Annotated in this window: 12 protein-coding genes; 9 read left to right on the top strand and 3 right to left on the bottom strand. The window is 69.7% G+C overall.

Features of this window, described 5'->3' with window-relative positions:
* Positions 1–100: 100 nt before the first annotated feature.
* The 9 genes from CLV63_RS23520 (at position 101) to CLV63_RS23490 (ending at position 9614) form a co-directional block, all read left to right on the top strand.
* Positions 101–685, top strand: a complete 585-nt coding sequence (locus CLV63_RS23520) for a DUF1707 SHOCT-like domain-containing protein (RefSeq protein WP_106585362.1) — start codon at positions 101–103, stop codon at positions 683–685.
* A 609-nt stretch (positions 686–1294) separates the two neighbouring features.
* The gene (locus CLV63_RS33270) at positions 1295–1621 is read left to right on the top strand and encodes a hypothetical protein (protein WP_146165641.1); all 327 of its coding nucleotides are present in this window, start codon (positions 1295–1297) and stop codon (positions 1619–1621) included.
* Between the two features lie 329 nt (positions 1622–1950).
* Positions 1951–3270: a radical SAM/SPASM domain-containing protein gene (locus CLV63_RS23515; protein ID WP_106585397.1), complete on the top strand. Its 1320-nt coding sequence runs from the start codon at positions 1951–1953 to the stop codon at positions 3268–3270.
* A complete protein-coding gene (locus CLV63_RS33730) occupies positions 3263–4264 on the top strand; it encodes a hypothetical protein (protein WP_170134304.1) in 1002 nt (333 codons plus the stop codon). Before CLV63_RS23515 ends, CLV63_RS33730 begins: the two co-directional genes overlap by 8 nt.
* Positions 4261–5223 (top strand): JmjC domain-containing protein, encoded by a 963-nt coding sequence (locus tag CLV63_RS23510; protein ID WP_170134303.1) that lies wholly within the window; start codon positions 4261–4263, stop codon positions 5221–5223. Before CLV63_RS33730 ends, CLV63_RS23510 begins: the two co-directional genes overlap by 4 nt.
* Positions 5213–6460 carry a hypothetical protein gene (locus CLV63_RS23505; protein WP_106585360.1) on the top strand — a complete coding sequence of 416 codons (1248 nt, stop codon included), beginning with the start codon at positions 5213–5215 and terminating at the stop codon, positions 6458–6460. Before CLV63_RS23510 ends, CLV63_RS23505 begins: the two co-directional genes overlap by 11 nt.
* Before the next feature lie 124 nt (positions 6461–6584).
* Positions 6585–7919 (top strand): MFS transporter, encoded by a 1335-nt coding sequence (locus tag CLV63_RS23500; protein WP_106585359.1) that lies wholly within the window; start codon positions 6585–6587, stop codon positions 7917–7919.
* 4 nt (positions 7920–7923) lie between these two features.
* On the top strand, positions 7924–8961 hold the full coding sequence (locus CLV63_RS23495; RefSeq protein WP_106585358.1) for a 3-oxoacyl-ACP synthase III family protein: 1038 nt from the start codon (positions 7924–7926) through the stop codon (positions 8959–8961).
* A 14-nt stretch (positions 8962–8975) separates the two neighbouring features.
* A complete protein-coding gene (locus tag CLV63_RS23490; RefSeq protein ID WP_146165640.1) occupies positions 8976–9614 on the top strand; it encodes a GNAT family N-acetyltransferase in 639 nt (212 codons plus the stop codon).
* A gap of 13 nt (positions 9615–9627) precedes the next feature.
* Here CLV63_RS23490 and CLV63_RS23485 read toward each other — a convergent pair whose 3' ends face one another.
* From CLV63_RS23485 to fabG, 3 genes are read right to left on the bottom strand one after another with little or no spacing between them, the layout of a single operon-like run.
* Positions 9628–10554, bottom strand: coding sequence for an ACP S-malonyltransferase (locus CLV63_RS23485; protein ID WP_106585356.1), 927 nt, complete (start codon positions 10552–10554; stop codon positions 9628–9630).
* Entirely contained in the window at positions 10551–11507 is a 957-nt protein-coding gene (locus tag CLV63_RS23480) for an ACP S-malonyltransferase (protein WP_106585355.1), read from the bottom strand. The genes CLV63_RS23485 and CLV63_RS23480 overlap by 4 nt, the downstream gene beginning before the upstream one ends.
* A gap of 11 nt (positions 11508–11518) precedes the next feature.
* Positions 11519–12271 (bottom strand): 3-oxoacyl-ACP reductase FabG, encoded by a 753-nt coding sequence (gene fabG / locus CLV63_RS23475; RefSeq protein WP_106585354.1) that lies wholly within the window; start codon positions 12269–12271, stop codon positions 11519–11521.
* Between the last annotated feature and the right edge of the window lie 5 nt (positions 12272–12276).

The raw sequence follows: 12276 nt of genomic DNA, 5'->3' as shown, positions 1-12276 counted from the left end.
GAACGGTGACGCGTTCCGATGGGGATACGCACTTCGGATTACACGTGATTCCTCACCGCGAAGGATTCGCATACGGTCGCGGCCTCCTAGAGTCGAAGCCGTGGATCCCGACAACACTCTGGCCTCCGACGCCGAACGAGAGAGCGCCGTCGCGCAACTGCGCGATGCGTGCGGCGAGGGCCGGATCACGCTGGAAGAACTCACGGAACGCGTCGAATTCGCCTATACCGCCCGCACCCGCGCGCAACTCTCCAAATCCGTCCGCGACCTCCCCCGACCCGCGGCTCCGGTCACTCCCGCCCCTGCGGACGACGGCTTCAGCACGAATCTCTTCGCGCTCGGCGACAACATCGAGCGCAAAGGCCGGTGGGTCATCGATGACGGGCTCAAGGCATTGGCGATAATCGGCGATATAAAACTGGACCTCCGGCAGGCATATTTCTCCAGTGACACCGTTTTGGTGAATCTCCGGGCCGTACTCGGCGGCGTCAGGATCTGGGTACCCGAAGGCGTACGGGTCGAACTCGACGGCAGGGCGGTTCTCGGGGACAAACTCGTGGACATCGCCCGACCGCGACCGGGCGCTCCTTGCCTGCAAATCAACGCCTGGACCCTGGGCGGCAGCATTCGCATCGCAAACACCCGTCGCCGCATCGGGTTCTTTCGTGCACTGCTCGGCGACTGAGTCGAAAAGACCGTATATAACCGGACGTGCGTGAGAACCGAGAAGGAGAAGCATAATGGGAAATGTGTTCACGACCGTTGGAATAGGCCCGTGGGACATTGAGATCGGAGTCGTCGGCGGCATCATCCTCGTCGTGGTGATCGTCGTCATCGTCATCGCCAACCTGAAATAGCGGACCAGAGCGGGACCGCTCGCCGGCCCGCCGCGCCCACACCTGTGTCGGCGGCGGCACCGCCCATGCGGCACGTTCCCACCGGCGGGCCCGCGGAACGGGAGAACCCGCCGGTGCGACCCCTTTTCCGTGCGTGAGATTTTCGGACCAGCTCGTACTCCGCCGGCCCCGTTTATGCTCACACCGCCGGTGCCGGCAATAACGATCGGCACCGGACTCCGCCCCGCGGCAACGGCCGGTTCGGATCCACCCTCGCGTCCCCGCGTACATCCTTCGGCGTACGAAAGGATGCGGTCCGGAGTAGATCCGGTTCCCTCCCTGCGGGGGATGCCCCTGGTGCGCGCTTCTTCTACATTCTCACCCATGAAGACTTTCGGCGGCAGGGGGGTACTCCCCAGAATCCAGCTCCCCCGCATTCCGGCCACGACACTCCGCGCATGAAATCCACGGAGGCCCGCCGCTTTCTCGGCCGGGCACCGATCGGCTGCCCGATTCCGACCCCGCCAGGAAACCGACACGGCTGCGTTGTCGCGACAATGGCGATCGACCGATCGCGTGCACGTCGTGCGGAACTGCGGCCGCTGATACGCGGCCGGGACGTCAATGGCGACGCTGTTCTCCCCGCCGCCTCTCATCTCCCCCGGGCTGATCCGGTCCGGGGGCACTGCGCCCCGAAGGAGGTGAAATCCATGGACAGCTTCGAGGACATCGTGGTCGAGGCCCCCGAGACCGATGAGGTGTCGGACATCGACTTCGGCTGCTGATCGGCCTGCTCGCCAATGACGGTCGGCATCCACCGCGCCACCGGTTCCCGGAGCCCGTACGCGGCCGGAATGCGAACCATTCCGGAGCCCCCTCTGCGATGGGCAGGAGTTCACCGCCGCAGTCGTTTCGGGTGGAGTCCCGTCGTAATGGAGCCGATCCTCCGAGGTCGAGCAGCGGACGCGAACGAAGAGTGGCACGGTGGGTGCGCTGTCGATTCGGCGTGCCCACCGCGCTCGGTTACTCGACCGGCGCCGACAACCGCGCCAATCCGACGAAGGGAATCGTGGTGGGTAGCACACAGGTCTACCGCCCTTCACGCTTCACTGTCATGACACCGCATGAGGCCGGCGGAGCCGTCCTCTACAACGCGATGCGCGGCAGTGTTTACTACGTTCGTGATCCGTTGGCCGCACGCGTGCACGATCTCCTGCACAACCGCCACGGGCTGATCTCCGCCGACGAGGACGACCCGGCGTCGCTGGTCCCCTCCCTCCTACAGCGTGGTCTCATCGTCCCCGACGGATACGACGAGCGCTCCGACGCCAAAGAGATCCGGGACGAGCGCGTCGCCAGGACGGACCGCCTTGAGCTGATCCTGATGCCGACCGAAGCCTGCAACTTCCGGTGCACCTACTGCTACGAGGATTTCGCCCTCGGACGCATGCTCTCCGGGGTCCGCGAAGGGGTTCGCAGCCTCGTCCGCCACCGCCACGAACAGCACGACCTGAAATCCCTGGCCATCTCGTGGTTCGGTGGCGAGCCCCTGGTCGCCTTCGATGTGATCGAGGAGCTGAGCGGGTTCTTCGGCGAGTTCGCGGCCGAAGCCGGCATCGACTACCGCTCCGGTATGACGACCAACGGGTACCTGCTGACGCAGGACGTGGCCGCGCGATGCGTCGAACTGGGCATCCGCCAGTTCCAGATCACCCTGGACGGCCCCAGGCACACCCACGACGAGAGCCGGCCCCTTATGGGCGGCGGCTCCACGTTCGACGACATCATCGCCAACATCCGCGGGCTCGCCCGCAGCGATCTGGATTTCAGCGCCCTACTGCGGACCAACTTCTCCCCCTCCAACGTCGGCAGCGTTCCCGAACTGCTGGCGGAGCTCGGCGAGATCACCGCCGCCGACCCGCGGTTCTCGGTGATCTTCCGCCCCGTAGGCCAGTGGGGCGGCGCGAACGACATACAGATCGAGACGTGTTCCGGCAGGGACGCGGAGCTCGCGAAGCTCAGCCTGTACCGGGACGCCCAGGACCACGACTTGGCGGGCGGCGACACGCGCACACTGCGGCCCGGCGGCAGCGTCTGCTACGCCGCGAACCCCTGGTCCTTCCTCATCAGGCCCAACGGCATCGTGAACAAGTGCACGGTCGCGCTGCGCGACGCGCAGAACATGGTCGGCAGGCTGACGCCGGACGGCGACCTGCATCTGAACGACGGGCTCATGAAGCTGTGGACCGAGAACGACGAGACCCACGACACGGGATGCCAGTCGTGCTTCTTCCGCCCGTCCTGCCAGGGGGCGCACTGTCCCCTCGTCCGTATCCAGGACGGCGTGCGCCCCTGTCCGCCGCAGAAGGTGTGGATCGGTCCGCACCTCCAGACCTACGCCGACCTCCAGCGCGAGGCGGCGTCCCGTGGCTGAGCACGACGTGGCGACGGACATCGATGCCCGGTTCCTGGCGCGGATCGGTACCAATGCAACGTTGTTGCTGGCCGACCTGGCGGAGTTCCCGCCCAAAGTCGCCCAGGCGGACGGCGTGCACGCCACGAGCGTCGTCCCCGGCCCCGAACCGGGCGGCTTCCTTGCCTGCGGGCCTGACAGCGCAGTCCCCGTGCGATGGTCCGATGGCGGAGTCCTGGTAGCGGACCCGATCGGCCTGCCCGATGGAACCCGGTACGTGACCGGTGCGGGACCGGGCCGGCCCGCGCCCCGGCTGGCGGCGTGCACGAGCCACGCGCTGTTCACCTACGCCGGAGCCTGGCGGGAGCGTCTCACCCTGCCGGCCGAACCGGTGCTGCTCGTGCGCCAGGCACGACGCCGCTGCCTGCTGATCCTCACCCGCGACGGGACGATCACCCGCTTCGTGCCCGAGACCGGTGAAACCGAGCACGTTCACGAGCCCGCGTGGGCCGGGCCCGCCGCAGCCGCCTACGACGAGACCCTGGGATCCGTATGGCTGGCCCACCCGGCCGGGCGCCCCGAATCCATCCTGGTCCGCGTCGAACCCTGGCCTGCGCGCGTCACCTACGAGGCGAGCCTCGGCGACGATGTCCGCCGCCTCACCGTCGCGGAGAACGGGGAGTGGCTGGCCGTGCGGCGCGGCGCGGCCGACGACGTGGACCTCTACAACGTCTCGGGCGGGCGGACGTTCCGCCCACCGATCCAGACGCTGCGAGGACACGTCGGGGTCGCGTTCAGCCACGACAACCGCCTCGTGGCGGTCGACGAGCAGGACCGCGTCATCGTCGCCTCTCTGCCCGCACGCGTCGATGTCCGCGCGGAGAGCGCCGACCTCAGGGACCTGGAGACCTTCTGGGAGGGCCGGATGACCAAGACCACCCGCATCGCCAGGCGGACTCCGAGAAGGGACCGCGCTGCCCCCGACGTCCTCGATACGCGGGAGACGACCCGATGAGCGACCCGATGCTGCGGCTCGTCTCCGACGTCGCCGAACTGGAGGCGTGCTGGGAGGAACACCCGCTGGTCAGCCGGTGCCTCGCCGACTTCTCCGACGTGTTCTCCCTCGCCGGCCTGGAATCGCTGCTCGCGACCGCGCCCATCTCGACGTCGTTCGTCCGGCTGATGCACGACGGGGCGGAGCTGAAGAGCGAGACGCTCGCCCGCCCCCGCGAGCGCAGCGGTCCGGGCGCCGAACCGCTCGTCGACGGCGGCAAGATCGTCGACGAGGTACGCCGCGGGACCACCCTGGTCCTTGAGGAGGTGCAGTCCTGGATCCCGGAGGTCGCGGCGTTCGCCCGCGGCGTCGAGTCCGCGACGGGCTACGGCACCTACTGCGCGGCCTTCCTCACCCCGGCCGACGCCTGCGGCGTGCGCGCCCACTACGACCTGGCCAGTGTGTTCATCCGGCAGGTGTACGGCTCCAAGCGCTGGCAGATCGGCAGCCCCGTCGAGTTCCGGCCCAAGGAGGCGTGGGCGGGGCGGAAGGTGCCCCTGCGGGACCGGCAGGAGGTGCTGCTCCGGGAAGGCGACTGCCTCTACCTGCCACGTGGCTACATCCATGTCGGGGACACAACGGGCGAGGCGTCGTTGCATCTCTCGATCGCCGTCAAGCCGGTGACATGGGAGAGCGTGCTCGTCCAGGAGATCAGGAGCCTCGCCGACCACGATCACCGGCTGCGCGAGGCCCTTCCCTTCGGATTCCACCGCGCGGCGGGAAGCGCCATGGCGGAGCGGATGGCCGCGGTGACCTCGGTCGTCGGCGACCACGTGACGCGGCTGCCGACGGAGGACGCCTGGAAGGGCATTCGGGCGCGGTACGCACCATCGGACGTGCCGGCAGCGGATGGACTGTCCGATGCGCTGGGCGCGAAAGGGCAGGCAGAACTCCACGCAGGAGATCCCGATGAGCAGTGACAGTACGACCGTCTGGGAGCAGATCGCCGACCGCTCCGACGGGTTCGAGGAGCAGTGCCTGCTGCGCGCCCCCTTCCGGTCGCCCCCGTGCCGGCTCGATGACCTCACCCGGCTCATCCGAAGCCTCTCGGAGGACCCCGACTACGCGATGGTGACGCGGATGCTCGACGTCACTGTCGAGGGCAACCGCCGTGCGTCGCTGAAACCCCTGGTCCTCGACGATCCCCCGAAACCGGGGGAAGGGCTGGCGGAGTGGTCCGCGCGGGTGTTCGACGGCCGGCCCTTCGGTCTGATGGTCAACGCCGTCGAACGGTGGAGCGAGACACTCGCGCGGGCGGGCGCCGAGTTCTTCGCCCCCGCCCGGTCCGAGTTCGGGATTCCGCAACTGTCCTTCCGGATCTCCCTCTTCCTGGGGAACTACGGATTCACCCCTTCGGGCGTGCACCGCGACATCGGCCGCAGCGAACGGGTCTTCCACTACAACGCAGGCCCCGGCCGCAAGAGCTTCCACTCCTGGCCGGTGGACCGGTACCGGGAGCTCACCGGATCGACCCGGCCCAGCCATGATCCGGAGCCGCTCCTGCCGTACGGCACCGGCCACACGATGGAGCCGGGCGACGTACTGCTGCTCAACGTGAGCCGCTTCCACGTCGGCCGTTCCGACGAACTGGCCGCGACGGTCGGCCTCGAGATGTCCAAGATGCCGCCGGGGGAGGTCCTCAAAGAGGCCACGTCCTCCGTGCTGACCGGCCTGCTCAGAGAACGCAGCGCTCCCCTTCACGACACCGAGTTCTGGAGCGAACCGTGGGACTACACCGACACCGCTTGGGCCGATCTACCCGAATCCGGCCTCGACGCGTGGGTCCGTGAGGCGGTCGACTCCCATATCGCGCGGCAGCGGAGCAATCTCGGCTTCTCGACGGCGCCGGTTCCGCTCAACGGCGTCGGAACGGACGACCTGCGTCCGGCGGCCGTCCGCCTCGCCCGGCCGTTCCCGCTGGTGCTCGTGGAGCACCCCGACCATGCGGAGATCTTCGTCCGCGGGGTCCGGCTCAAGGTGCCCCGCGATGGCATCTCGGAGCTGGTCGACGAGCTCTCCTCAGGTCGGGAACTGGAGGTGGCCGACGTGGTCCGCCGCCGGCGGAACCCCGATTTGGCGCTGAAGCTGCTGACCACCCTGGTCCGGCTGCGCGGCATCGACCTGGTCCGCCCGGACTGCGCGGAGGGGGCGCGGTGATCCCCGGCGTGCCGCGCGTCGTGGGCGCGCAGGCGCCCTCGGGCGGGACGGCCCGTGCGGCGCCGCCGGACGCCTGCCGCGTTCCGGGCCCGCCGGTCCCGTCCCTGAGGAGACGGCGGAACCGATGAGCATGGTCGGCGGCGTCGGGACCGAGCGGGTGGCACCGCTGCGCCGCAACCGCGCCTTCCAGGTCCTCTGGCTCGGACAGTGCGTCTCCCAGTTCGGCAACGTCACCGCTGTGCTCGCCTACCCGCTCCTGGTGCTCACGCTCCACGGTTCCGCGGCCTGGGCGGGGGTACTGGGCTCCATCGCCTACGCGGTGGGGCTCGCGGCGCGGCTTCCGGCCGGCGCCATCTGCGACCGGGCCGACCGGCGCCGGATCATGATCGTCAGCGAGGTCGGCCGCGCGGCCGCCATGGTGGTGCTGACCGCCGCCGTGATCGCCGGCGTGGTGCCGATCTGGCTGATCATCGTGGTCGCCGCCGTCGACGGCGTGGCCCTGGAGTTCTTCCGGTTCGCCGGACGCTCGGCACTCCGCCACGTCGTGCACCCCTCGCAGGTCCCCGTCGCTCTGGCCGCGAACGAGGCCAGAAGCCAGTCGGCCGCCCTGGCCGGTCCCGCGGCGGGCGGCTGGCTGTTCGCTGTCGGTACCTGGCTGCCGTTCGGTGTGAACGCCCTCGCCCATGCGCTGACCGCCGCGATGGTCGCCACACTCCGCCGCCCCCTACAGAAGCGGCCGCAGCGGCACGCCGATCGGCGCCGCCCCTTCCACACCGAGGTTCGTGAGGGGTTCGCCTGGCTGCGGAGGGCGCCGGAGGTGCGGGTGCTGCTCATCTCCGCGATCGGCCCCAACCTGGTCTTCGGCGGCGCGACCCTGGTGATCGTGGCGGCGGCCCACGACCAGGGATCCGGGGGCGCGGTGATCGGCACCGCCCTGTCGGCCGCGAGCCTGGGCGGGGTTGCGGGCGCCCTCGCTGCTCCCACGCTGATGCGTGCGCTCACTCCCACCGCGCTCCTGTTCAGCGCGAGTTGGCTGCTGCCGGCGGTTCTCTTCGGCCTGGCGGCCGCGCCCGGTGTGGGGGCGATGGCGCTGCTGCTGGGAGTCGCCGTCTTCACGGTGCCTCTCCTCAACACCCTGCTCAGTACCTACCAGGTCCGGTTCACCCCCGACGGCTTGCAGGGCCGCGTCTTCAGCGTGTCGTCGTTCATCACGGGGGCGGCCCAGCCGTTCGGCCCTCTGCTCGGCGGTGTGGTGTACGAGACCTCCGGAGGCACCGCCGCCTTCCTCACTCTCGCCGCGGTGCTCGCCCTGTCCGCCTCCGTCGTCACGGCCCTGCCGTCGGCTCGCCGCCTGCGGCCCATCGCATGGGCGGCGCCCGATGCGCCGCCCGCCTCGCCAGAAGAGACAGCTCCAGGAGGAAGTCATGGGGAGCCAGAACACGGATCCGCACGGGGATAGGGCCATGCGGCGCCCAGCGGCGACAGGGCTGCGTCTTCCGGTCGGCGTCGCCGGAACGGGCGTCCACATCCCCGAGCGCGTGGTCACCAACGCCGAACTGACCCGTGAACTCGACACCACGGACGCCTGGATCAGGGAGCGCACCGGTATCAGGGAACGGCGGTTCCTCCCCGACGGGCAGACCACCTCCGACATGTGCGTCGCAGCAGCGGAGGCCGCCCTCACGGACGCCGGCGTCACGGCCGACCGGATCGACGCGGTCATCGTCGCCACGTTCACCCAGGACCAGCCGCTCCCGTCCACGGCGCTGATGGTCAAGGAGCGGATCGGCGCGCACTGCGCGATCCCCCTGGACCTGAACCAGGCCGCGTGTGCCGGGGGGGTCTACGGGTTGTGGATCGGCGGGCACCTGCTCCAGAACGAGGCCCTCTCCCACGTCCTGGTGATCGGCGCCGAGTGCCTGTCACGCGTCACCGACCCCCTGGACCGGGCAACACGCGTGTTCTTCGGCGACGCGGCGGGAGCTGCGGTCCTCAGCCGGACGCGAGCGGGCCACGGCATCCTCTCGTGGCACATCGGCTCACGCCTGTCGCACGCCGTGGAGATCCCTGCCGGGGGGACACGCCTGCCGCCTTCGGCGACGACGTTGGCGGACCGGGAGCACTTCCTGAAGATGGACGGCCGCGCCGTATGGAAGGAGGCGACCGAACAACTTCCCGCCAGTGTCGAGACGGCGGTCGAAAGTGCCGGATTCGGCGTCTCCGACATCGACCGCTTCATCTTCCACCAGGCCAACCTGAACATCGTCAAGGAGGCCATGCGCGCGTTGGGCCAGCCGATGGACAAGGCAGCGGTCAGCGTCGACCGGTTGGGCAACACCGGTGCCGCGACCATCTTCATCGGCCTGCACGAGTCCCTCGCCGGCGGCCGGGTGCGCCCGGGTGACCTGGTGGCCATCTCCGCCATCGGCGCCGGGTTCCTCTGGGGAACGCTGTGCGTCAGGCATTGGGGCGAGGACGGTCCCGCCCGCAGGAACCCGTGACCAAGGAGGAACCCATGCAAGGCCACCTCGTGCGGCTCCAGCCGTTGACCGAAGACGACTATGAACTGATCAGCGGGTGGATGCGTCCGGGACTCACCGCCAGCCTCGCATCGGGCGGTCCCGAGTTCCCTTCGGCCGAACTGCTCAGGCGGCGGGCGGAGACGTCCGGCGAGTCGATCCTGATGGTCCTGACCCGGGACGGACGCAAGGTCGGGTTCATACGCTGGCAGTCGAAGAAGTACGCGGGCAGCTACGAGATCGGCGGGGCCATCGGCGACCCGGACTACTGGGACACCGGCTGCGGGGCGGAGGCCACCTCCCTCGTGCTGGAGCACCTGTTCCATGCGAGGAACGCGCACCGTGTGCAGTTCACGGTCGGCATGTTCAACGTCCGCACGGTCAAGATGCTGCTGAACACCGGGATCGTGATCGAAGGCCTGCTGCGCGACTACTTCTTCCTCGACGGCCGCTTCCACGACGCGATCGTCGCCTCGGTGCTCCGCGACGAGTTCTACACGCTGGACGAGTGGGGGGCCATCGAGGACGTCGTCCCGGAGGCCGACAAGAGGGCCGCCGCGGAGGAGTTCCAGCGGGCCATGCGGGAGCGCTGGAACGGTGATGTCTTCGAGAAGCTCGTGGGCCGGTCGCGGTAGCCGCCCGGTGGGCTCAGGCCGTCCGGTCGGCCCCGGGTGAGCACGTCTCGGGGTTGACGGCGAGCACGTCGAAGTATCGGCGGGACAAGCGGTCGAACAGGCTGCTGGGCCCGGGGACGCAGACCGTGCCGATCCCCTCCCGCTGCATCGTGGCGGCCGCGTCGTTCCATCTGACCGGCCGGACGAAGCCGTCGAGCACCAGCCCCGCCACGCCTTCGGCGGAGTCGACGACCGCCCCGTCCTGGTCGGATACCAGCGGGATACGGGGCGCCGCGAAGGGGAACCGCTCCAGGACCGGCCGGAGCCGCTCCCTGAGCGCACCGAACGCCCGGCAGTGCACCGGGGGGCGCATCGTGTACAAGGGGACGCCCCGCACCTCCCGGATCGCCGCCTCCAGCGCCTCGACGCGGTCCTCGGGGAGGGTGACGGCGTAGAAACCGTCGCCGAGGAAGCAGGAGACGTCGCACCACACTCCCCCGGTGTCCATCCGCTCCAGCACGTGCCGGAGCCCGTCCTCAGGGGTGCGGAAGAAGAAGCTGGTCACCAGGTCCCGGTGGTGCTCGGCGAAGTACTCGCGCTCGCAGCGTGAGATCTCCGCGGTGAGGCGGACCAGGTCGGCGAAGGGCAGGACGCCGGTGAACGCGATCGACGCCATCTGGCCGAAGCTCGGTCCGACGCAGAGCCGCGGGTCGAGCCCGTACCGGTCGGTGGACCGGTCTGCGAGTGCGATGCAGTTGACGACGAATGCGATGTGGCCGGCTTCGGCGTAGTCGCGGTCCTCGGCGCGGAACCGGTCGATGAGCGAGTACCCCAACGCCTCGTCGGCGATGGCGAGGCGCCGCCGCACGTACGGGTCGGCGCGCATGAACGCGCCGACGCTCGCATAGTTGGACGGGGCCATGCCGGGGAAGACGACCGCCGAAGCGCCATCGGCGGTCACGAGCGTGCTCTTCCCACCGCCGGGTCGGGCAGGTCGCCCGCCCCGAGGAATGCCTCGACCTCGAACTCGGCCGGGGTCGATCGCAGCGACTTCAGCACGAAGTGACCGGGGCCGATCACCGTCACCTTGCGGACGCCCAGCTCGGCGAGGCGCCGCACGCCGCGCTCCCAGTGGACCGTGCGGCTGTACTGGCGGATGAAGGAGTCGGTCAGCTCATCGCCGGTCGCCAGCACCCGGCTGGTGAGATTGCAGATGACGGGGATGTCGGGATCGCCCGCAGGGTCCCGGTACCGCCATTCCCCCCGGAAGCGCTCCTCGACCTCGTGGAGCACGGGCAGCGGGCTGTGCGCCGGCGGACCGTGCGGGATGACGACTCCGACGCCGCCGCATGCGACGGCGCGGACGTTCATGGCCCGGAGCGCGCCCAGCTCCCCGGTGAGGATCATCTGGTCGGCCGCGGTGTAGGCGCAGGGACTCAGGACGCGCCCGGCCGCGACCTCGCGGCGCATCGCATCCTCGAACGCGGCGATGTCGACACCGTAGTAGAACGCGACTCCCAGGCCCTTGCCCGCGAACACCCGGTCCTCGATCGCGGGCATCAGGTGCGTCATGCGTACGGCGTCGCGGAAGCTCATGTGCCCGCTGAGGTGTCCTGCCACGATCGCCCCGAGGCTGAGCCCGGCCAGGTACGTCGGGGGCCGCCCGCGGGCCACGGTCATGCCGTAGATCGCCGTCGCGATGGCGAGCGAGGCGGGGCGTACCACGGTCCCGCTGTTGATCAGGGCGGGATCGTCGTCGAGGAACGCGCCGGCGAGGTCGAACCCCAGGACACCCGAGGCATCGTCGAAAGCGTCTCGAACGGAGGAGTGCTCGTCGTAGAGGGCGCGATAATCGCCCGGTTCGACGACGACCTGCGGGTTCAGCAGGACCGCTGTGGGGGTTTCCGTGTTCATGCGCTTTCCGATCAGGCGGTGAGCCCGCCGTCGACGACGAGGGTGTGGCCGGTGATGTAGCCGGCCTCATCGGACGCGAGGAAGGCGACGGCATTGGCGATCTCGCGCGGATCGGCCAGTCGCTCCATCGCGATCCGGTCGGTGATGGCGCGGAGCTGGTGCGCTTCGATCCGGTCGACCATGCCGGTTTCGGCGGTGTACCCGGGCGCGACCGCGTTGATCCGGACACCGTGCGGCGCGAACTCGCGGCTGAGCGCCTTGGTCATGCCGATGACCCCCGCCTTGCTCGCGCAGTAGGAGCTCAACCCGGCGATGCCGGTGACTCCCGCGATGGAGGCGATGTTGACGATCGCGCCCCGTCCGCGGACGAGCATGTGCAGTGATACGGCTTTGACGCAGTGCAGGGTGCCGAAGAGGTTCGTGTGGACGGGGCCGGTCCAGTCCGACACGGGGTTCATCGGTACGACGGCGCTCGCGTCGCCGACCGCGGCGTTGTTCACCAGCACGTCGATTCCCCGGTGGGTACGCGCGATCCCGCCCAAGGCGTCGGATACGGCGTCGTAGTCGGCGACGTCGAAACGGCACGCGGCCGCGGCCGGCCCGCCGGCGTCGGCGATCCGCTTGACCGTGGCCTCAGCGCCCTCCTCGTCGGCGCGGAAGCCCACGACGACACGCGCCCCGTCCTCGGCGAGCCGCTCGCAGATCGCGCGCCCGATGCCGCGGGATCCGCCGGTGACCACTGCGACGCGGTCGGCCTGACCCATGTCGC

Source organism: Murinocardiopsis flavida (assembly GCF_003014485.1).
Classification (GTDB): Bacteria; Actinomycetota; Actinomycetes; order Streptosporangiales; family Streptosporangiaceae; genus Murinocardiopsis; species Murinocardiopsis flavida.
This window is presented reverse-complemented; position numbering and strand designations above follow the sequence as displayed.